Here is a 22,212-nt window from a genome sequence, read left to right as displayed (position 1 = left end):
CCGCCTAGGGTATATGCTTTTTGTATGTTTTAAAGAAATATTATTAATGTCAATTTTTGTCGGTAAATCGATATTCTATGTCGAATGGTTGATATATTTCGAGTTGTGATAGATATATTCGGAAAATCGTTAATATAATTTCACTTATCGAGGCGATGTTTGCCGTAGTAATAAACAGGGATGTCACTAAGTTGAAAAAGTGACATCCCCATTTTCAATTTTCTGCTGAATATATAATATCTAAATTTCCATTTTGATCGGTTTTGAAAATCGGAGCAATTTGCTCTTCTTGTTCTTCGACCGAAACAAGTTTTCGAGCACGATCCATAATTCTAACAAGCATTGCATAATCTTCTTCGATTGCTTGTTGTTTTTTTGTGAGAACAGCTAATTTTGCTTCAAGTTCATTATTCGTTTTTTGCAGGGAAGTGAGCTGATCTTGTAATACGTCATTTTCAGTTTGTAACTTTGCGAGTGAAGGGTTATTGTGCTCCAAGTTTTGCAAAAATGAGATGACATTTTGCATTGTAAGATCTTGTTTATTTGGGGCAATATCTTCTGAAAACTCGGCATCGATTACGAGCTGCCGAGTTTGTGTGAACTGCTCTTGTTCTATTTTAGCTTCCGAACGCTTTAATTCTTTACGTTGTTTTTTTGCAATTTGCACCGCATCTTCATAATATGGTCTTACTTCAGCATTCCATCTAAAGCCACAAGCTGCTGAAGTTCGGTTTAATGTATCACCAACTTCATCGAATGCTTTTATTTGTGTACTTCCGCTGCGAATATGTCGTAAAACAGTTTCTGCTAAAAGGAGATCGTCTTCTTTTGTCCATGCATCTTGACGTGTTTTCATAAGCGAAGCCTCCGTAATGGTGACGTTTTCGCTTATATTACCCTTTATTCTTCATTTTATGCGAACTTTGTAATCTTTCATAAACAGTAGAAAGTGCTTGTTCAAATTTCCCTGTCGTTTTCGGTTTATAATATTGCTTGTTTTTAATTTTATCAGGTAAGTATTGTTGTTGTACCCAACCGTTTGGGTGATCGTGTGGATATAAGTATCCGATGCCTCTTCCTAATGATTCGGCTCCTTTATAATGACTATCTTTTAAATGACTTGGAATACCGCCTGTTTGGCCATTACGTAAATCGTGTAGTGCGGCATCGAGTGCTTTATAGGCCGAATTTGATTTCGGTGATAGACAAAGTTCAATAACAGCATTTGCAAGTGGTATACGTGCCTCTGGGAAGCCGACCCGTTCAGCTGATTCAATCGCTGCAAGTGTACGTTGTCCAGCTTGTGGGCTAGCAAGTCCGATATCTTCATATGCCATAATAAGCAGACGTCTACCGATGCTTTGTAAGTCACCAGCTTCAATAAGACGTGCTAAATAATGAAGTGCGGCGTTCACATCACTTCCGCGTACTGATTTTTGAAAAGCAGATAAAACGTCATAGTGAGCATCGCCACCTTTGTCGTGAACGAAACTCTTTTTTTGTAAGCATTCTTCTGCGATTTCAAGTGTAATTTCCGCGGCTTTGTCGTCAGTTGTAAAGCTAGATAAAACAGCTAGTTCAAGTGCATTATAAGCTGAGCGCATATCTCCGCCTGACGCATTTGCAAAGTGATGTAATGCTTCATCCGTAACAGTTACATCATATTCCCCAAGCCCTTTTTCTTTATCTTCAAGCGCTCGTTTTAAGCCAATTAAAATATCATCTTCTGTTAATGCGTGTAATTCGAAGATTTGACAACGACTTCGAATAGCAGAATTAATAGCATGGAACGGATTGCTTGTCGTTGCACCAATTAAAGTAAGAAGTCCGCTTTCTAAATGGGGTAATAGAAAGTCTTGCTTCGCTTTATCTAGCCTATGAACTTCATCCAGAATTAAAACGAGGTGCCGATGCATCTTCGCTTCTTGTACGACAACTTCCATATCTTTTTTATTATGAGTAACAGCGTTTAAGAGGCGAAACGGGGTTCCAGTGCTTCCTGCAATTGCGCTAGCGATTGATGTTTTTCCTGTGCCTGGAGGACCATATAAAATCATTGATTGAAAATGATTTGCTTGGACCATTCGCCATAAAATCTTTCCTTCACCAACTAAATGCTGTTGTCCGATAATTTCTTGAATATTTGTAGGGCGCATTCGATGTGCGAGTGGTTGTTTCATTTGACCCTCTCCCTTAATGTATAATCTCATTCTATCGTATCATTTTTTTTTATGAAATTTGAAGTAGGATACTGTTTTGTGGGAAAAATGAATATGAATATTTTCATTTTTCTTTCAATTGTAATAATTTCCGAGTTTTTCAATGTGATTTTATGTTATCATTTTGATACACAAGTTGAAATTTCTTATAATACTATATTATGCTATAATTTCATAGGATTTTAAATTGTGTTCTTTTATAAATAAGATATAACCAATAGAAGTGAAAATTTGAAATGAGGTGCAAATAGATGAAGATTTCAACGAAAGGCCGCTACGGCTTAACAATTATGATCGACCTTGCAAAAAAATTTGGTGAAGGCCCAATTTCATTAAAATCAATTGCGCAGGCACATGACCTATCTGAGCATTATTTAGAGCAATTAATTTCACCACTTCGTAACGCTCGTCTTGTAAAGAGTACGCGAGGTGCATATGGCGGATATGTATTATCTGATCAGCCAGTCAACATTACAGCTGGAGATGTAATCCGTGTACTAGAGGGTCCAATTAGTGTTGTAGAAATGATAGAAGAAGAAGAACCAGCACAACGCCAATTATGGATGCGTGTTCGTGATGCGGTGCAAGAAGTATTAGATAGTACAACTTTAGAAGATTTAGTACGTTATGAGGAAGAAAATCACGGGGGCTATATGTTTTACATTTAATTCCTTGTGAAACGATTTGGAAAGAAGGAGATTTAATGGAACGCATTTACTTAGATCATGCTGCGACATCTCCGACTCACCCAGAAGTGGTCGAAAAGATGATTCCATATATGACAGAAACATTTGGAAACCCGTCTAGTATTCACTTTTATGGGCGTCAAACGCGCCATGCGGTAGATGAGGCGAGACGTGTATGTGCACGTAGCATTCACGCGAGTCCGAATGAAATTATATTCACGAGCGGTGGTACAGAAGCTGATAATTTAGCACTTATAGGTGTAGCGCGCGCGAATCGTCACAAAGGTAACCACATTATTACAACGCAAATTGAACATCATGCGATTTTGCATACGTGTGAATTGTTAGAGCGTGAAGGATTTGAAGTGACGTATTTACCTGTTGATGAAACAGGGCGTGTTCAAGTTTCTGACATACAAAAGGCACTAACGGAAGAGACGATTCTTGTATCTATTATGTTCGGGAATAATGAAGTAGGGACAATGCAACCAATTGCGGAAATAGGTAAGCTGTTAAAAGAACATCAAGCTTATTTCCACACAGATGCTGTACAAGCCTACGGTTTATTATCGATTGATGTGAAAGAATTTGGAATTGATTTATTATCAATTTCAGCTCACAAAATTAACGGACCAAAAGGTGTCGGGTTCCTATATGCTGGTGCAAATGTGAAGTTTGAACCGTTATTAATAGGCGGAGAGCAAGAAAGAAAACGTCGTGCTGGTACTGAAAATGTACCTAGTATTGCCGGACTTCAGCAAGCAATTTTGCTAGCTGAAAAAACTCGTGAGCAAAAAAATGCCCAATATGAAGAGTTTAAAGATATAATGGTATCTGTCTTCAAAAATGAAGACATTACTTTCGAGGTAAACGGAAACTTGGAATATCGCTTATCACATGTGTTTAATGTAAGTTTTACAGGAATGAATATTGAACCATTTCTTGTAAACTTAGACTTAGCTGGCATTGCAGTATCAAGTGGTTCTGCTTGTACAGCTGGTTCGATTGACCCATCACATGTATTAGTGGCGATGTTCGGAAAAGATTCCGATCAAATACGTTCATCCGTACGCTTTAGTTTCGGTCTTGGAAATACGAAAGAGCAAATTGAAAAAGCGGCGTACGAAACAGTGAAAATCGTGAAGCGATTAACACAAAATTAGCATGGGAGGTGACATGATGAACAAACTACCTCACGAAACACGCGTTGTCATCGGGATGTCCGGTGGCGTCGATTCATCTGTAGCAGCTCTTTTATTAAAAGAGCAAGGTTATGATGTAATCGGAATTTTTATGAAAAACTGGGATGATACAGATGCAAATGGTGTCTGCACAGCAACAGAAGATTACAATGATGTAATTGAAGTGTGTAACCAAATCGGCATTCCGTATTATGCAGTAAACTTTGAAAAACAATACTGGGATAAAGTATTTACGTACTTTTTAGATGAGTACCGAGCTGGTCGTACACCAAACCCAGATGTAATGTGTAACAAAGAAATTAAATTTAAAGCATTTTTAGAGCATGCAATTGCACTTGGTGCTGATTATGTAGCAACAGGTCATTATGCACGCGTTGCTTATATGGACGGCGAATATAAAATGCTTCGCGGCGTTGATGACAATAAAGATCAAACATATTTCTTAAATCAATTAAGCCAAGAGCAACTATCAAAAACAATGTTCCCATTAGGTGAATTAAAGAAACCACAAATTCGCGAAATGGCGACAGAAGCTGGTTTAGCGACAGCGGCGAAGAAAGATAGTACTGGTATTTGCTTCATCGGTGAGCGTAACTTTAAAGATTTCTTAAGTAACTATTTACCGGCGCAACCAGGTGTGATGCAAACATTATCTGGTGAAGTGAAAGGGAAACATGATGGTTTAATGTACTATACAATTGGACAACGTCATGGCCTTGGTATTGGTGGTAATGGTGATCCATGGTTTGCTGTTGGGAAAAACTTGAAAGAAAACATTTTATATGTTGACCAAGGATTCCATAACGAACTTCTATATGGTGATGAAGTTATTGCTACGAATGTAGGCTGGGTAAGTAATAAAGCGAAGGAAAAAGAATTTACGTGTACAGCGAAATTCCGTTATCGTCAAGCAGACAATAAAGTAACGGTTCAAATCGTTGATGAAAATACAGTTCGTATTCTTTGTGATGAGCCAATTCGTGCGATTACGCCAGGCCAAGCAGTTGTTTTCTATGATGGAGATGAGTGCTTAGGCGGCGCTACAATTGATGAAGTATATCATAGTGGTAAGAAATTAGATTATTTAGGATAACACGAGAAGCCTCTGCCGATTAGCGGTTAGAGGTTTCTTTTACATAAAGCGAATTTTTGTTCGCTTGGAAAATACATTCTTTGTTATAATTTGTTGTAGAGGTGAAGGATATGTCAAACAAACTTGAAACAGGTATTAAATATATGCAAGAAGGAAACTGGGAAGAAGCAGCTGAAAATTTCACAGAAGCAATCGAAGAAAATCCGAAAGATGCGCTTGGATACATTAACTTTGCGAATTTATTAGATGTATTAGGTGATAGTGAGCGAGCAATTTTATTTTATAAACGTGCAGTAGAATTAGATGGTAAATCTGCGGCTGCTTATTATGGCTTAGGAAACGTATATTACGGTCAAGAGCAATTTGCAGAGGCGAAGGCTGTATTTGAACAAGCGATGCAAGCGGGATTACAATCAGCTGACGTAACATTTATGTTAGGTATCACACATGTGCAACTTGGAAATGATCGTCTTGCGCTGCCATTTTTACAAAGAGCAACTGAATTAGATGAAAATGATGTAGAAGCTGTTTTCCAATGCGGACTTTGCTTCGCGCGACTAGAACATATTCAAGAGGCAAAACCTTATTTTGAAAAGGTATTAGAAATGGATGAAGAGCATGCGGATGCGTATTATAATTTAGGTGTTGCGTACGTATTCGAAGAAAATAACGAGAAAGCTCTTACTTTATTTAAGAAAGCGACTGAAATTCAAGCAGACCACTTTTTAGCTGGTAATGGTATTCGTTTATTAGAGCAAGAAGCTGAATAAAGTGAAATTATAGTTTAATGCGCAGTTACCCCTCATCTAAAGATTGTGAAAGAGGTGGGGGATGTACTGCTCATTAAAGTGAAAAGAACTCGGAAAGGAGAGGAAATATGGGAAATCAACATGCAATGGATTTGTTTGAGGAAGAGAAAAAATTTATAAAAGCGCAAGTTCTTCATACCATTTTCCACAACGAAGAAAACCTCTATTCCGTTGTCAGTATGAAAGTCATTGAAACGAATGAAACATACGACGAAAAAAAAGTAATGATAAACGGTCATTTTCCCCGTATGCATGAAGATGAAGTGTTTACATTAACAGGTCATTTTAAAGACCACCCAAAGTATGGAAAACAATATTTAGTTGAAACGTTTAAAAAAGAACTGCCACAAACAAAAGCAGGTATGGTGCAATATTTAGCGAGCGATTTATTTAAAGGGATTGGAAAGCGTACAGCCGAAAAAATCGTGGACCATCTTGGTGAGCATGCGATTTCTAAAATTATGGATGATCCGGATGCGTTAAGTGGTGTTGTAAACAAGCAAAAAGCGCAGGAAATATATGAGACGATTATTGAGCATCAAGGGCTCGAGAAAGTGATGAGTTTTTTAAATGGTTACGGTTTTGGAACAAAACTTTCTATTAAAATTTATCAGCAATATAAAGAGATGACATTAGAAGTGATTCGTAATAATCCGTATAAACTTATTGAAGAAGTGGACGGAATTGGATTTGGAAGAGCAGATGATATAGGGCGTGCAATCGGAATAACGGGCAATCACGACGACCGTGTACGTGCAGGGTGTTTTTATACGTTAGAGAATATTTCATTACAATTGGGTCACGTGTATATGGAAAAAGGTCAGCTTGTAAGAGAAACGATGTCACTTTTAAATAATCAAGAAGGCGGAGTGACTGAGGAAGATATTGTAGGCTGCGTTGAAATGATGCAAAGTGAAGGGAAAGTCATCATAGAAGAAGAGCGTGTGTATTTAGCTTCGTTATTTTACTCTGAAAAAGGCGTTGTAAAGTCCATTCGCAGGCTTATGAATCAAGAGGAAACCCCTGCATTCCCTGAAGCAGAAGTGTTAAAAACATTAGGAGAAATTGAAGAACAGCTAAAGGTGCAGTATGCGCCGCTTCAGCAAGAAGCAGTTCAAACTGCACTTCATAAGCCGATGATGCTATTAACAGGTGGACCAGGAACGGGGAAAACAACAGTTATTAAAGGGATTGTTGAAATGTATGCATCACTTCACGGAGTATCATTAAATCCGAATGAATATAGTGATGATAATCCATTTCCGATTTTATTAACGGCTCCAACTGGAAGAGCAGCGAAGCGAATGAGTGAATCGACGGGGCTTCCGGCGTGCACAATTCATCGTCTACTCGGTTGGACGCCAGAAGGATCTTTCCAGCGTAATGAAACCGATCCAGTACAAGGAAAGTTACTCATTATTGATGAGTTTTCAATGGTAGACATTTGGCTTGCAAATCAGCTGTTTAAGTCGCTTCCGACAAATATTCAAGTTATCGTTGTAGGTGATGAAGATCAGTTGCCATCTGTAGGACCTGGACAAGTGCTAAAAGACTTATTGAATGCAGGTGCAGTTCCAACGGTCAAGCTTACAGAAATTTATCGTCAAGCGGAAGGGTCATCTGTTATTCAGCTTGCCCATGCGATAAAAGGTGGTGCGCTTCCGCCAGATTTAGCACAAAATAAAAAGGATCGTTCCTTTATTTCTTGTACAGGCGCTCAAATCGTTGAAGTTGTAAAAAAAGTATGTGAAAATGCCAAGACAAAAGGATTTAGCGCAAGAGATGTACAAGTGTTGGCACCTATGTACCGCGGACCAGCAGGTATTAATGTGTTAAATGAAGCTCTCCAAGAAGTGTTTAATCCGAAAAGGGAAAAAAGTAAAGAAATTGCATACGGTGACGTTGTATACCGCAGAGGAGATAAAGTACTGCAACTCGTCAATCAGCCGGAAAGTCAAGTATTTAATGGTGATATCGGAGAAATCGTTTCGGTGTTTTATGCGAAAGAAAACGTTGAGCAACAAGATATGATTATCGTTTCATTTGATGGGATTGAAGTAACGTATACAAAGCCAGATTTAAATCAAATTACACATGCATATTGCTGCTCGATTCATAAATCACAAGGTAGTGAATTTCCGATTGTTATTATGCCGATTGTAAAAAGCTATAACCGTATGTTACGTCGTAATTTAATTTATACGGGTATTACAAGAAGTAAGAAATTCCTTATTATTTGCGGGGAGGAAGCAGCTTTTCAATCCGGTGTGAATCGCCTTGATGATGCAATGCGTCAAACGACTTTAGCTGGCCGATTGCAAGAATCACAAGGCGAAGTGCAAATGGTGACGGTTAATGGTGAAGAAATGGATGTGGAAAACATTTCACCGTATGATTTCATGTAACAAGGTGAAATTATATAGTGAAACTTTCAAACGTATAACGTTGAAAGGCTTTAGCAATGTATAAATGAATGCAGTTTGGACATAATGGCGAATAGAATCTGGGAGACTGTAAGGAGATGAAAGCCATATGTTCAGTTGTCCAAATTGCAAAGGGAAAGACATCGGAAAAATAGGTGTCAACCAATTTTATTGCTGGAATTGTTATATCGAATTATCGGTTTCAAAGGGGAAAATCCATACACATCAAGTAGAGGAAGATGGTTCATTAAGCTCTCTTGATGATTTATTTGATGATAATGAAAGAACGATCGGATAACGAAAAGGGGGATTTACTTTGAATCTACGCAATTCATTAATCGCATTAGGTGTTGGAGCTGCAGCATATCAATATGCTCGCAAACAAGATGTATTCTCAAAACGCAATGTGAAAAAAGCACGTAAGATGATTAAGTCTTATTTATAAGGCGTAAAAACTCCCTTCATGATAAGGGAGTTTTTTTATGTGCTTGTATGCAAATATAAAAGTCCGATTTCAGAGAAGAGATAAGATAAACCGTAACATCCAACGCCAAGCATTCCATAATGCCATAAGTGCTTCGCTCTTTCTTTTCGCGAGGAACGAATAAAGAAGCCTTTCCAAATACCAAACCCGATACAAATCCATTCAAGAAGCATAAAAAGTGCGGATAATGCAAGCATAAATAAGATCATTATGAGCCCTCCTGATTATATTTTGACATTTTGTATTTTCATGGGTGGTTGTCCTTATTATGTTAAATATATGTACGTCTTTAAAAAACAGTATGGTCTGTATAAAAAGATTTTAAAACTTTTGCACATAACCTAACCTATTTATTTTCAAAATAAAGGTGGAGGAGGTTTTTCGTGTGAAGAATCTTAAAATCATTTGGATATATCGTTTAGGATTATTGTTACTCGTTTTTCTTTGTTTGCTCGTCTTTTTAAAAATTAAGCCACTATGGGCACCGATTATTTTTGTATTTAAAGTGGCGATCACACCGTTTCTTATTGCTTGTTTTATTGCTTATTTATTACACCCTTTAATTGAAAAAATCCATAAGGAAGGAATGCCACGCACACTTGCTATTTTGCTCATTTATATTCTTTTCTTTGGCGGAATTGGCTATGGGATTTATAAAGGAACGCCAGTTGTTATTAAACAGTTACAAGAAATTAATGAACAATTTCCGCAGTTTACAAAAATGTACGATTCTTGGATGGATGGAGTTACAGAACAAACAGCGAATTTCCCATCATTTATTCATGAAAAGGTAAAGCAAATTTTCGTTGGTGTAGAAATGAAGATACAAACGCTTTTAAATAAAGTTATGAGCACAGCACGTGGTGTACTGGATTCATTGCTCATTATTTTCTTAATTCCGTTCATTGTATTTTACATATTAAAAGATTACGGTGAGTTTTATCATATTTTTTGGAAACTAGTTCCGAGTAAGTGGCGTAGTACGGGTCAAATGCTTGCGAAAGAAATTGATAAGTCACTCGGAAGTTATATTCGAGGACAGTTATTTGTTTGCTTAGTATTAGGGGGAGTATCTGTTCTTTCTTTTTGGTTTATCGGTATGAAATATCCGTTATTACTCGGTATTATTATTGGGGTAACGGATATAATCCCGTACTTTGGTCCTATTTTAGGGGCGATTCCGACGTTGATGATTGCGGCAACGGTATCAACGAGTTTACTCATTAAGGCGGGGATTACGATTGCTATTTTGCAATTTTTGGAAAGTAACATTTTATCGCCTTACATCGTTGGTAAGTCGCTTCGTATGCATCCTGTGATTATTATGTTTGCGTTACTAGTAGGGGGAGAAGTTGCGGGGATTGTAGGATTACTAATATCGGTTCCTATTTTAGCGGTCATTCGGACAGTGGTCGTTCATGTGAGGCCTCTTTGGAAAAGAGAAGATATTTAAAATGAAAAGTAGATGCTTATGTAGCTAACGAAAATGTGTGTAGTACAATATAATTATTATTATCTACATTGACAAACTTAAGAGAATTCTATTATATTTAGTCATATAATACATTAAATCAATGACGGAACAAGTATGTTACAGTCCATTTATAGAGAGAAGCTTCCAATGGCTGAAAGAAGCTTTAAATGAAGGGTAACAGAAAGCTAATCCTGAGAGCAGCTAATCACTGCCGTCTTGCCACGTTACGGCACCATGAGGTGATGAATTGATTGTTATAATAATCAATTCATAATTAGGGTGGTATCGCGAGTTAACTCTCGTCCCTTTTATTAGGGGCGGGAGTTTTTTATATTTAAGGAGGAAAATACAATGAAACAACTAACAGGCGCACAAATTCGTCAAATGTTTTTAGACTTTTTCCAAGAAAAAGGACATGCAGTAGAACCAAGTGCATCACTAGTTCCGCACGAGGATCCATCTCTTCTATGGATTAATAGTGGTGTAGCGACATTAAAGAAATATTTTGACGGACGTGTAATCCCGCAAAACCCACGTATTACAAATGCACAAAAATCAATTCGTACAAACGATATTGAAAACGTTGGGAAAACAGCTCGTCACCATACATTCTTTGAAATGTTAGGGAACTTCTCAATCGGTGATTACTTCAAAGAAGAAGCAATTACTTGGGCTTGGGAATTTCTAACGAGCGACAAGTGGATCGGATTCGATAAAGAATTACTATCTGTTACAATTCATCCGGAAGATGAAGAAGCATTCACAATTTGGAATGAGAAAATGGGTGTTCCAAAAGAACGCATCATCCGTTTAGAAGAAAACTTCTGGGATATCGGTGAAGGACCAAGTGGACCGAATACAGAGATTTTCTATGACCGCGGTGAAGCTTACGGTAATGACTTTAGTGACCCAGAATTATATCCGGGCGGAGAAAACGAGCGTTACTTAGAAGTATGGAACCTTGTATTCTCTCAATTTAACCATAATCCAGACGGTTCATATACGCCGCTTCCTAAGAAAAACATCGATACAGGGATGGGTCTAGAGCGTATGACATCTATCGTTCAAGATGTACCTACGAATTTTGATACAGACCTATTCATGCCGATGATTGGGGCGACAGAATCAATTTCTGGCGAGAAGTATCGTAATGGTGACTTAGAAAAAGATATGGCATTTAAAGTAATTGCTGACCATATTCGTACAGTAACATTTGCGGTTGGTGATGGAGCACTTCCTTCTAACGAAGGCCGTGGTTATGTATTACGTCGTTTATTACGCCGCGCTGTTCGTTACTCGAAAAAATTAAATATCAACCGTCCATTCATGTTTGAATTAGTACCGGTTGTTGGAGAAGTAATGAAAGACTTCTATCCAGAAGTACTTGAAAAGAAAGATTTCATCGCAAAAGTTGTGAAGAATGAAGAAGAGCGTTTCCATGAAACACTTCATGATGGTGAATCAATTTTAGCTGAAGTAATTGCAAAAGCGAAAGAAGAAAAAATAACTGTTATTTCTGGCGTAGATGCTTTCCGTCTATACGACACGTACGGTTTCCCGATTGAATTAACAGAAGAATATGCAGAAGAAGCTGGTATGACAGTTGATCAAGCAGGCTTTGAGAATGAAATGGAGAAACAACGTGAGCGTGCACGTGCTGCTCGTCAAGACGTTGATTCTATGCAAGTTCAAGGCGGTGTACTTGGTGAAGTTAAAGTAGCGAGCGAATTCGTTGGTTACGGTACAGTTGCAACAGAAAGTAACGTTGTTGCACTTGTAAAAAATGGCGAGTACACAGATAGCCTACAAGCAGGTGAAGAAGGACAATTAATGCTTGATGTAACGCCATTCTACGCTGAGAGCGGTGGGCAAATTGCAGACCGTGGTTATCTTCTTGCTAACGGCGTGAAAGTTCTTGTAAAAGACGTACAAAAAGCACCAAATGGTCAAAACTTACACAAAGTTGTTGTTGAAGAAGGTACATTAACGAAAGAAGCGGCTGTAAAAGCTCTTATCGATACGAAAAACCGTAGTAGCGTTGTGAAAAACCATACAGCAACTCACTTACTGCACCAAGCATTAAAAGATGTACTTGGAACGCATGTTAACCAAGCGGGTTCTCTTGTAACATCTGAACGTTTACGTTTTGACTTCTCTCACTTCGGTCAAGTGCAAGCTGACGAATTAGAAAAAATTGAGCGTATCGTAAACGAAAAAATTTGGCAAAGTATTGATGTTGCGATTTCTCAAAAAGCAATCGAAGAAGCGAAAGAAATGGGCGCAATGGCATTATTCGGTGAAAAATACGGTGATGTTGTACGCGTTGTACAAGTAGGCGATTACAGCTTAGAGCTTTGCGGTGGTTGTCACGTTGATAACACAGCTTCTATCGGTATTTTCAAAATCGTTGCTGAATCTGGTATCGGTGCAGGAACACGTCGTATTGAGGCGGTAACTGGTAAATCTGCATACGAATTAATGAACGATCAAGTAGGTTTATTAAAAGAAGCGGCAGGAAAAATGAAAACAAATCCGAAAGATATTTTAACAAGAGTTGATGGTTTATTTGCTGAAGTAAAACAACTTCAAAAAGAAAACGAATCTCTTGCTGCGAAATTAAGCAATATCGAAGCTGGAAACTTAACTGATTCAGTAATGACAGTTGATGGTGTGAACGTATTAGCGGCGAAAGTAAATGTTGCAGATATGAACAATTTACGTACAATGATGGATGATCTTAAAAATAAATTAGAGTCTGCAGTTGTTGTATTAGTGTCTGTAAATGACGATAAAGTAAATATTTTAGCTGGCGTAACGAAAGATTTAATTAGTCAAGGTTACCATGCAGGTAAACTTGTGAAAGAAGTAGCTTCTCGTTGTGGAGGCGGTGGTGGTGGCCGTCCTGACATGGCTCAAGCAGGTGGTAAAAACCCAGCGCAAGTTGAGGAAGCTTTAGCATTTGTACAAGAGTACGTTAAATCTGTTTCAAAATAAAGAGATAGTAGTGTACAATGGTAGGGAGAGGAGAAGTTCTTCTCCCTATACTTACTACTTACAAGTGAGGTGCTTGAAATGGACGGTTTTGATAAAACAATGAAGTTTAGCATTCAAGATGAAAAGCAGAGTGTCCATGTGAATGATGTACTTTTAACTGTGTATAATGCACTTCAAGAAAAAGGTTATAATCCGATTAACCAAATCGTCGGTTATTTATTAAGTGGAGATCCAGCATACATACCTCGCCATAAAGATGCACGAAGCATTATTCGCAAGCTTGAACGTGATGAGTTAATTGAAGAACTTGTGAAGTCTTACTTGAAACATCATCGTGAGGAGTAGTTTATGCGGATATTAGGTTTAGATGTTGGTACTAAAACAGTCGGTGTTGCAATGAGCGATGAAATGGGCTGGACAGCACAAGGACTGGAAACAATCAGGATTAACGAAGAACGAGGCAACTTTGGTTTTGACCGTATTTCTGAGTTGGTAAAACAGTACAATGTGGACAAAATAGTAGTAGGTTTACCTAAAAATATGAATGGTACAATTGGCCCGCGTGGTGAAGCGTGCCAACAATTTGCAGAAAACCTGCGAAATCTGTTACAATTAGAAGTTGTAATGTGGGACGAGCGTTTGTCGACGATGGCAGCGGAACGTCTGCTCATTTCAGCTGATGTGAGCCGTAAGAAGCGAAAGCAAGTAATCGATAAGATGGCTGCAGTCGTAATCTTACAAGGATTTCTAGATAGTAAATAAGAGGTGACCAAAATGGAAGAAAATCAAATTACAATTGTAGACGAAAAAGGAAACGAACATTTATGTGAAATTATTTTCACTTTTGATGCTGAAAAATTCGGCAAAAAATCTTACGTAGTCTTCTCGCCAATCGGTGAAGTAGACGAAGATGGAGACCAAATCTTCGATGCAATGGCATACGAGCAAAGTGAAGAAGAGGGCGGAACATTACTTTCAATTGAATCTGAAGAAGAGTGGGAAATGGTACAAGAAATGTTTAACACTCTTGCTGATGAGCAAGACGAAGAGTAGTAATGTATAAAAAGGCGGACTGTGTACACAGTTCGCCTTTTTTGTATTCAAATGCAAAATGACAGATTTTTTGTCGAAACTACTTAATTGTTTATAGTATAATAAGACGGGTTGTATGAAATGAGGCTTTAAATGAGTAGCTGTCACCAATTATTTAGAAATGATTGGTTTTGCTTTATGTTTGTAGGGCATTGTATAGAGGAAGTGTATATGGTCTACAATTAAATAAGGAGGAAGAATTTTGGTAGAGAATCAAGTGAAGAAGAAGCGTAGACGCATTTTTTTATTTTCGATTATCGCACTGCTTTTAGTTTGTGGATCAGTCTATGCGTATATTTCATCTGCATTAGGACCAGTTGATAGTGGAAATAAAAAAGAGATTGAAGTAGAGATTCCAAAGGGGTCATCTACAAGTAAAATCGGTGAGATTTTAGAAGAAAAAGGTGCTGTGAACAGCGGTACAGTTTTTAGTTTTTATACGAAAGTTAAGTCGAAAAGCTTACAAGCAGGTACATATTTATTAAATCCTTCGATGAATGCTAACGATGTCATTGAACAAATGTCATCTGGCAACGTACATCGTCCGGCTCTTTATAAAGTGACGATTAAAGAAGGAGCGCAAGTAACTGAAATTGCTGAAGTGATTGCGACAGAATTAAAGTGGAATAAAGATGATGTTGTGCGTCAATTAAACGATAAAGCATTTATTCAAAAAATGCAGCAAAAGTATCCGAAGCTATTAACGGATAAAATTTTTGATAGTAATATTAAATATCCATTAGAAGGTTATTTATATCCTGCGACGTATTCGTTCTATAAGAAAGATACGACATTAGAAGAAATCGTAATTCCGATGCTTGAGAAAACGAATGCAATCATTGTTCAAAATGAGGCAAAAATGAAAGCGAAGAACTGGGATGTGCATCAACTGCTCACGTTGTCTTCACTTATTGAAGAAGAGGCCACTGGCTTTACAGATCGCCAGAAAATCTCTAGTGTTTTCTATAATCGTTTAGCGAAAGGTATGCCGCTTCAAACGGATCCGACGGTACTATACGCGCTTGGAAAGCATAAACAACGCGTATTATACGAAGACTTGAAAGTAAACTCACAGTACAATACGTATGTTGTGAAAGGGTTGCCAGTTGGACCGATTGCAAACTCTGGTAAACATTCAGTGGAAGCAGCGTTAGATCCTGCGCAAACAGATTATTATTATTTCTTAGCTGCACCAAGTGGTGAAGTGTATTATGCGAAAACATTAGAAGAACATAATGCATTAAAGCAAAAATACATTACGAAAAAACAATGAAATCGGGAGGGGTAGCGAAAAAGGTCGCACATCCCTCTTTTTTGTGGTAAAATATATCGGGTTAAAAACTGGCAGAAGAATCGTTTTTAATATCAAAACGGGACGTACAAGCTAAGGGTGAAACTGGCTTGTATTTTTATTGCATTCTATGTGTGAAAAGACAAAGGTTGACGCGTCATAGAGGCACTTCTCCATGTAAATAAGGAGGACCAATTATGGAGGATGCAGTTAACGAGTACCTATTATCATTTATTGATCCAAAAGATAAATTAATTCTTGAAATGGAAGAGTATGCAACTGAAAACCATGTGCCGATTATGGATCGACTTGGAATGGAGTTTATGCTGCAATTTTTACGTTTAATTGGACCGGAAAGTATTTTAGAACTTGGAACAGCAATCGGTTATTCTAGTATTCGTATGATGCAAGCTATTCCGAACTCTCGCATTGTGACAGTAGAGCGCAATCGTGAACGATATGAAAAGGCACTTGAATATATAGAATGTTCCTCGGTAACAGAACGTATTTCTGTTATTTACGGTGATGCTTTAGAAACGGGCGAACAAGTGAAAGAACATGGAACATTTGATGTTATTTTTATTGATGCAGCGAAAGGGCAGTACCGTCGCTTTTTTGACTTATACGAACCGTTATTAAATCCTGGTGGCGTTATTATTTCAGATAACGTTATGTACCATGGTCTTGTGACGACAAAAGAGAAAATTGAAAATAGACGTACGCGTGGTTTGATTCGTCGTATTAAGACGTACAATGAATGGCTTATGAACCATGAAGGATATGATACAACGATTTTCCCAATTGGCGATGGAGTGGCTGTAAGTAAAAAGAGAGGGTGACAAAAGTATGAAGAAACCTGAATTGTTAGTAACGCCTAGAGCGGTGGCGGATATTGAACCTCTTGTGAAAGCAGGGGCAGATGCAGTAATGGTTGGTGAACAAAAGTTTGGTTTACGTTTGGCAGGAGAGTTTTCACGTGAAGATGTGAAACAAGCTGTAAACATTGCACATGAAAATGGTGTGAAAGTATACGTTGCAATGAATGCGATGTTCCATAATGATAAAGTGGAAGAATTAACGGACTACGTTGCCTTTTTAAATGAGGTAAATGTAGATGCGATTGTTTTCGGAGATCCAGCGGTATTAATGGCTGTTCGTGAAGTTGCACCAAACATGCAACTTCACTGGAATACAGAAACGACAGCGACAAACTGGTTTACTTGTAACTATTGGGGGCAAAGAGGCGCGAAACGCGCTGTATTAGCTCGTGAGCTTAGCTTAGATGAAATTGCTGAATTAAAAGAAAATGCTGAAGTGGAACTTGAAGTACAAATTCACGGTATGACTTGCATGTTCCAATCGAAGCGTTCACTAGTAGGAAACTACTTTGAGTATCAAGGGCGTAATCTCGACATCGAAAAGAAAAAGTATGAAGAGAATATGTTCTTATACGACCCAGAACGTAATAACAAATATCCAATTTATGAAGATGAAAACGGTACTCACATTATGAGTCCAAATGATATTTGTTTCATCGATGAGTTAGAGGAACTAATCGATGCTGAAGCCGATAGCTTAAAAATTGATGGTGTCCTAAAAAGTTCTGAATACATTATTGAGGTAACGAAGAAATATCGTAAAGCGATTGATTTATGTGTAGAAGATCGTGATGCGTATTATGACGTGAAAGATGATTTATTGAAAGAGATAGAAGAAATACAACCGGTAAATCGTCCGTTAGATACAGGATTCTTCTTTAAAGAAACGGTTTACTAAACGAGGAGGGTGTAGGAAATGACTGTACAAGAAATTTCACGGGTGATCGATGGCAAACGCGTTATTGTGAAAAAACCTGAACTGTTAATCCCTGCGGGTAACTTAGAAAAATTAAAAGTAGCTATCCATTATGGGGCAGATGCTGTATATTTAGGTGGACAAGAATTTGGTCTTCGTTCTAATGCAGGTAACTTTACGCTGGAAGACATGGCAGAAGGCGTTGAATTTGCAAAGAAATATGGAGCAAAAATATACGTAACAACAAATATTTTTGCACATAATGAAAATATGGATGGGCTAGAGGAATATTTAAAAGGGATTGAAAAAGCTGGCGTAACGGGAATTATCGTTGCCGATCCGCTTATTATTGAGACATGTAAACGTGTAGCGCCTTCTGTTGAGGTGCATTTAAGTACACAACAATCACTATCCAACTGGAAAGCAGCACAGTATTGGAAAGAAGAAGGTTTACATCGTCTTGTATTAGCTCGTGAAGCAAGCTATGAAGAAATGAAAGAAATTAAAGAAAAAGTTGATATTGAAATTGAAGCATTCGTCCATGGTGCAATGTGTATCGCATATTCAGGGAGATGTACATTAAGTAACCATATGACAGCGCGTGACTCTAACCGTGGTGGTTGTTGTCAATCTTGCCGCTGGGATTATGATTTAGTTCAAACGGTATCACAACATAAAGATGCAAAAGAGCTTCCTCTATTCCAAGAAGAAGATGCTCACTTTGCGATGAGCCCAAAAGATTTAAATTTAATCTTATCCATTCCGAAAATGATTGAAATTGGAATTGATAGCTTAAAAGTTGAAGGACGTATGAAATCTATCCATTACGTAGCGACTGTAGCAACTGTATATCGTAAAGTAATTGATGCGTATTGTGCGGATCCGGATAACTTTGAGTTTAAACAAGAATGGTTAGATGAACTTGATAAATGTGCAAATCGTGATACAGCTCCTGCATTCTTTGAAGGGGTTCCAGGACATCAAGAGCAAATGTTTGGAAATCATAGTAAGAAAACAACGTATGATTTTGCTGGTTTAGTGTTAGATTATAATGAAGAAACGGGCATCGTAACGCTTGAGCAACGTAATCACTTCAAACCAGGACATGAAGTGGAGTTCTTTGGGCCAGAAATAGAAAACTTTACGCAGACGGTGGAGAAAATTTGGGATGAGGATGGAAACGAATTAGATGCAGCGAGACATCCGTTGCAAATCGTGAAATTCAAAGTGGATCAACCAGTGTATGTGAATAATATGATGCGCAAAAACATACTTCAATAAGAAAGAGTGGTAGTCGAATGGGGACGAATAAGCCTGTTGTAATTGGAATCGCTGGTGGTTCAGGATCAGGAAAAACAAGTGTAACGAAAGCGATTTTTGACCATTTTAAAGGTCATTCCATTTTAATCTTGGAGCAAGATTATTATTACAAAGATCAAAGCCATTTACCAATGGAAGAACGTTTAAAAACAAATTACGATCATCCGTTAGCGTTTGATAATGATTTGTTAATTGACCATTTGCAGCAGTTGCTTGCATATGAGCAAGTGGAAAAGCCTATATATGACTATACATTGCATACGCGTTCAGAAAAAATTATTCCAGTTGAGCCGAAAGATGTAATTATTTTAGAAGGAATTCTTATTTTAGAAGACCCACGTCTTTGTGAGTTAATGGATATTAAGGTGTTCGTTGATACAGATGCAGACCTTCGTATTTTACGCCGCATGCAGCGCGATATTGAAGAGCGCGGTCGTACAATGGATTCAGTTATTGACCAATACGTAAACGTTGTACGTCCAATGCATAATCAATTTATTGAGCCTTCTAAGAAATTCGCGGATATTATTATCCCTGAAGGTGGACAAAATCATGTTGCAATTGATATTATGGTTACAAAAATTGCAACAATTCTTGAACAAAAAGTAAATTTGTAATAGCATAGTAAAAGATATACGATAGGAAGGGATTTTTTCCCTTCTTATCGAATACAATGAAACATGAAACCTCACCTACCAATAGGTGAGGGCATATTTATATCAACTTTCCATACATACCTTCTTTATATAAGGAAGAATTGGAGAATAAGGGGTTGTATGTGACAACTCCACTAGTGCCATGTGTGCTAGAAACCTCCGCTATATATAAGCGGAGGAGTTTTCATATGGAACTCCTCTTTTTTTCGGGGGATTGGTATATAAAAGGAGTGGAAAACATGGCAACAGAAAAAACATACCCTATGACGCAAGAGGGTAAGCAAAAACTAGAGAACGAAGTTGAACAATTAAAAACAGTAAGACGTAAAGAAGTTGTAGAGCGTATTAAGATCGCACGTAGCTTCGGAGATCTTTCTGAGAACTCTGAGTATGATGCAGCGAAAGATGAGCAAGCATTCGTAGAAGGACGCATTACACAACTTGAAAATATGATCCGTAATGCGGTTATCATTGAAGACAATGGTGAAGAGTCTACAGTTGTAACATTAGGTAAAACAGTAACATTTAAAGAGTTACCAGGTGGAGACGAAGAATCGTACACAATCGTAGGTAGCGCAGAAGCTGATCCATTTGAAGGAAGAATTTCTAACGATTCTCCAATCGCAAAAAGCTTATTAGGTAAGCAAATTGGTGAGAAGGTAGCAATCCAAACACCAGGTGGAGAAATGCAAGTAGAGATTATCTCTGTAAAATAACGTAAAAATCACTCGTGTGAAAACGAGTGATTTTTTATTTGTATAAAAGGTGAAACACCTCGTCTAAACTACAATAGACGAGGTGTTTTTTATGAAAATGAAACGGAGAATTATAATTGTTTTAATTTGTTTTATGGGTGTGATTTTTTTATTACTTTGTCGTTTAATCCAAATACAGATTATTGATACGGAATCCTTTACTGATCGAAATATCAATTTGATTGAAAAAAGTGTTACGCAACGAACACAATCACTTACAGTAGATAGTGGAAGAGGGCATTTTACAGATCGAAATGGTAAGGAAATTGGTGAAGAGAAATATCCAGTCTTAATTGTTTTTCCATTTTTACAAATAAAAAATGACATGTTAGAGAAAATTGCGCATATCATTGGTGTGTCGAGACAAGAAATAAGACTGCAAATGAAAAATAAGAATCAAGCATTTATATTACGAAGGGGGAATATCCCATTTCAATTAACGCTCGAGCAGATGGAGAAGGTAAATCAATTAGATATTTTAGGTATTGTAGCAGCAGAAGTTCGACTGAAGCAAACGGGAGAGGCAAATCATTTAATTGGTGATGTGGGAGAGAATGAACAGGAATTTCAAAAGCGTTATGGAGAAATGAAAAAAACTTCGAAACAAACGCCAATTGGTATTTCGGGATTGCAACAATCATTTGATGAATTTTTACTGACTGATGGAGAAGCGAAAGTACTATATCAAGTGGATCGACAAGGAGAACCGATTTTCGGGAAACAGGCGAAATACACTTCACCAGGAAATCCATTTTATCCAGTTACTATTCAAACAACAATAAATAAAACGTTGCAACGACGAGCAGAGAGGATTATAGATGAAAATGGAATAAAAAAAGGTGGGTTAGTATTACTAGACATAAAGAATAGTGAAGTTTTAGCAATGGTAAGTAAGCCTTCTTTACAGATGAATGATAAGAGGATATATAAAGCTACACTTGAAAATCAAATGTTAACTCCTCATTTTCCGGGGTCTGTTTTTAAAACAGTAGTTGCAGCAGCAGTAATTGATGAGAATTTGGTGCGGTTTAATCGTACATTTAACTGTAATACGGATTTATACGGTGAAAATCTTCCACAAGTTATGATGGGGTCATTAAACTTTAAGGGAAGCTTTGCTAGAAGCTGTAATCGAACGTTTGCCGTATTAGGTGATGAACTAATGCAAAAGGATAGGGGAGTATTAGAAACGTATTTAGAGGCCTTAGGAGCAAGTAAGAAGGTAGGGTGGAAAGGTTCGGTATTTCATACATCGGAATTTGAGCAATTGCCAGAAGAAAAGAGTGCTATTATTTGGGGGAACGAAGAAAATAAATATAGTAGAAAAGCGATTGCTCAAACGATGGTCGGACAAAAAGATGTACGTGTGTCACCTCTAGCTATAGCGAATATGATGGCGACAATCGCTAGAGGTGGAGAGAAGATGGAAGTGAAAGCTGTGAAAAAAATAGTGTATAAAAATGGAACCGACTTTTTTACATTTGAAAATCATAAATTAAATGGGAAACAGCTTTCTTATGAAACGATGAAAAAATTACAACAGTTGTTAAGAGGCGTTGTAACAATGGAAAAAGGAACGGGAACCGCATTCCGTTCGTTGCCACTAACTGTCGCGGGAAAATCTGGGACGGCACAAACAGGAAAAGGAGAGAAGGTAAATCGCTGGTTTGCAGGTTATTTTCCATATGAAAACCCAAGATATGCTTTAGTTGTAGTTGATATAGAAACAGATAACGTAAATGTAGTTACACCAGCTTTTGCAGAAATGGTAGAAGCAATTCATCAATTAGAAGTTGAAAAGTAATCTTGCAATTATTTATGAAATGTTTTCATTTCGTGAAAATATTATTGTAAATGTTCAACCTTTCTAGATTTAATGTTACAATAGCAAGTATGAAAAACTGCATGGAGGTTTGAAGA

22 protein-coding genes and 1 other annotated feature are annotated in these 22,212 nt (G+C 37.6%); of the genes, 19 read left to right on the top strand and 3 right to left on the bottom strand.

What is annotated here, in order from left to right; genetic code table 11:
* Nucleotides 1-214: 214 nt before the first annotated feature.
* Together MHB76_RS20825 and MHB76_RS20820 are read right to left on the bottom strand one after the other, a co-directional pair.
* Nucleotides 215-856, bottom strand: coding sequence for an RsfA family transcriptional regulator (locus tag MHB76_RS20825; protein ID WP_078172774.1), 642 nt, complete (start codon nucleotides 854-856; stop codon nucleotides 215-217).
* A gap of 37 nt (nucleotides 857-893) precedes the next feature.
* Entirely contained in the window at nucleotides 894-2,180 is a 1,287-nt protein-coding gene (locus MHB76_RS20820) for a replication-associated recombination protein A (RefSeq protein WP_078172775.1), read from the bottom strand.
* A gap of 290 nt (nucleotides 2,181-2,470) precedes the next feature.
* Between MHB76_RS20820 and cymR the strand changes: the two genes are divergently transcribed.
* The 7 genes from cymR (at nucleotide 2,471) to MHB76_RS20785 (ending at nucleotide 8,877) form a co-directional block, all read left to right on the top strand.
* Nucleotides 2,471-2,887, top strand: a complete 417-nt coding sequence (gene cymR / locus MHB76_RS20815) for a cysteine metabolism transcriptional regulator CymR (protein WP_000704117.1) — start codon at nucleotides 2,471-2,473, stop codon at nucleotides 2,885-2,887.
* 35 nt (nucleotides 2,888-2,922) lie between these two features.
* A complete protein-coding gene (locus tag MHB76_RS20810; RefSeq protein ID WP_078172776.1) occupies nucleotides 2,923-4,068 on the top strand; it encodes a cysteine desulfurase family protein in 1,146 nt (381 codons plus the stop codon).
* Nucleotides 4,069-4,084: 16 nt separating this feature from the next.
* Nucleotides 4,085-5,200 (top strand): tRNA 2-thiouridine(34) synthase MnmA, encoded by a 1,116-nt coding sequence (gene mnmA / locus MHB76_RS20805; protein ID WP_002160392.1) that lies wholly within the window; start codon nucleotides 4,085-4,087, stop codon nucleotides 5,198-5,200.
* Nucleotides 5,201-5,310: 110 nt separating this feature from the next.
* Complete coding sequence (locus MHB76_RS20800; RefSeq protein ID WP_002160393.1) at nucleotides 5,311-5,970, top strand: tetratricopeptide repeat protein; 660 nt, start codon at nucleotides 5,311-5,313, stop codon at nucleotides 5,968-5,970.
* 107 nt (nucleotides 5,971-6,077) lie between these two features.
* Nucleotides 6,078-8,414, top strand: a complete 2,337-nt coding sequence (recD2, locus tag MHB76_RS20795; protein WP_078172777.1) for an SF1B family DNA helicase RecD2 — start codon at nucleotides 6,078-6,080, stop codon at nucleotides 8,412-8,414.
* A 127-nt stretch (nucleotides 8,415-8,541) separates the two neighbouring features.
* A complete protein-coding gene (locus tag MHB76_RS20790) occupies nucleotides 8,542-8,730 on the top strand; it encodes a hypothetical protein (protein ID WP_002015288.1) in 189 nt (62 codons plus the stop codon).
* Nucleotides 8,731-8,748: 18 nt separating this feature from the next.
* Complete coding sequence (locus tag MHB76_RS20785) at nucleotides 8,749-8,877, top strand: YrzQ family protein (RefSeq protein ID WP_002015286.1); 129 nt, start codon at nucleotides 8,749-8,751, stop codon at nucleotides 8,875-8,877.
* 35 nt (nucleotides 8,878-8,912) lie between these two features.
* Here the strand turns inward: MHB76_RS20785 and MHB76_RS20780 are convergent, their stop codons facing one another.
* The gene (locus MHB76_RS20780) at nucleotides 8,913-9,125 is read right to left on the bottom strand and encodes a hypothetical protein (RefSeq protein WP_002160395.1); all 213 of its coding nucleotides are present in this window, start codon (nucleotides 9,123-9,125) and stop codon (nucleotides 8,913-8,915) included.
* 176 nt (nucleotides 9,126-9,301) lie between these two features.
* On the opposite strand from MHB76_RS20780, the gene MHB76_RS20775 reads away from it, so the two are divergent.
* From MHB76_RS20775 to MHB76_RS20720, 12 genes are all read left to right on the top strand, one after another.
* Nucleotides 9,302-10,369, top strand: coding sequence for an AI-2E family transporter (locus MHB76_RS20775; RefSeq protein ID WP_002138436.1), 1,068 nt, complete (start codon nucleotides 9,302-9,304; stop codon nucleotides 10,367-10,369).
* A gap of 112 nt (nucleotides 10,370-10,481) precedes the next feature.
* Nucleotides 10,482-10,700, top strand: a binding site (T-box leader).
* A 41-nt stretch (nucleotides 10,701-10,741) separates the two neighbouring features.
* The gene (gene alaS, locus MHB76_RS20770; protein ID WP_078172778.1) at nucleotides 10,742-13,384 is read left to right on the top strand and encodes an alanine--tRNA ligase; all 2,643 of its coding nucleotides are present in this window, start codon (nucleotides 10,742-10,744) and stop codon (nucleotides 13,382-13,384) included.
* A gap of 78 nt (nucleotides 13,385-13,462) precedes the next feature.
* Entirely contained in the window at nucleotides 13,463-13,729 is a 267-nt protein-coding gene (locus tag MHB76_RS20765) for an IreB family regulatory phosphoprotein (RefSeq protein WP_002111976.1), read from the top strand.
* A 3-nt stretch (nucleotides 13,730-13,732) separates the two neighbouring features.
* Nucleotides 13,733-14,146, top strand: coding sequence for a Holliday junction resolvase RuvX (ruvX, locus tag MHB76_RS20760; RefSeq protein WP_002160397.1), 414 nt, complete (start codon nucleotides 13,733-13,735; stop codon nucleotides 14,144-14,146).
* 12 nt (nucleotides 14,147-14,158) lie between these two features.
* Nucleotides 14,159-14,437 carry a DUF1292 domain-containing protein gene (locus MHB76_RS20755; RefSeq protein ID WP_002111975.1) on the top strand — a complete coding sequence of 93 codons (279 nt, stop codon included), beginning with the start codon at nucleotides 14,159-14,161 and terminating at the stop codon, nucleotides 14,435-14,437.
* A 241-nt stretch (nucleotides 14,438-14,678) separates the two neighbouring features.
* Entirely contained in the window at nucleotides 14,679-15,749 is a 1,071-nt protein-coding gene (mltG, locus tag MHB76_RS20750) for an endolytic transglycosylase MltG (RefSeq protein WP_078172779.1), read from the top strand.
* A gap of 215 nt (nucleotides 15,750-15,964) precedes the next feature.
* Nucleotides 15,965-16,606: an O-methyltransferase gene (locus MHB76_RS20745; protein ID WP_002111971.1), complete on the top strand. Its 642-nt coding sequence runs from the start codon at nucleotides 15,965-15,967 to the stop codon at nucleotides 16,604-16,606.
* A gap of 7 nt (nucleotides 16,607-16,613) precedes the next feature.
* Entirely contained in the window at nucleotides 16,614-17,543 is a 930-nt protein-coding gene (locus MHB76_RS20740; protein ID WP_078172780.1) for a peptidase U32 family protein, read from the top strand.
* A gap of 18 nt (nucleotides 17,544-17,561) precedes the next feature.
* The gene (locus MHB76_RS20735; protein WP_002111968.1) at nucleotides 17,562-18,842 is read left to right on the top strand and encodes a peptidase U32 family protein; all 1,281 of its coding nucleotides are present in this window, start codon (nucleotides 17,562-17,564) and stop codon (nucleotides 18,840-18,842) included.
* Nucleotides 18,843-18,859: 17 nt separating this feature from the next.
* Nucleotides 18,860-19,498: a uridine kinase gene (udk, locus tag MHB76_RS20730; protein ID WP_002015274.1), complete on the top strand. Its 639-nt coding sequence runs from the start codon at nucleotides 18,860-18,862 to the stop codon at nucleotides 19,496-19,498.
* A gap of 278 nt (nucleotides 19,499-19,776) precedes the next feature.
* On the top strand, nucleotides 19,777-20,253 hold the full coding sequence (greA, locus tag MHB76_RS20725) for a transcription elongation factor GreA (protein ID WP_070170580.1): 477 nt from the start codon (nucleotides 19,777-19,779) through the stop codon (nucleotides 20,251-20,253).
* A 91-nt stretch (nucleotides 20,254-20,344) separates the two neighbouring features.
* Nucleotides 20,345-22,096, top strand: a complete 1,752-nt coding sequence (locus MHB76_RS20720) for a peptidoglycan D,D-transpeptidase FtsI family protein (protein ID WP_078172781.1) — start codon at nucleotides 20,345-20,347, stop codon at nucleotides 22,094-22,096.
* Nucleotides 22,097-22,212 lie beyond the last annotated feature (116 nt).

Source organism: Bacillus sp. FSL M7-1345 (assembly GCF_038006985.1).
GTDB classification, from domain to species: Bacteria; Bacillota; Bacilli; order Bacillales; family Bacillaceae_G; genus Bacillus_A; species Bacillus_A cereus_U.
This window is presented reverse-complemented; position numbering and strand designations above follow the sequence as displayed.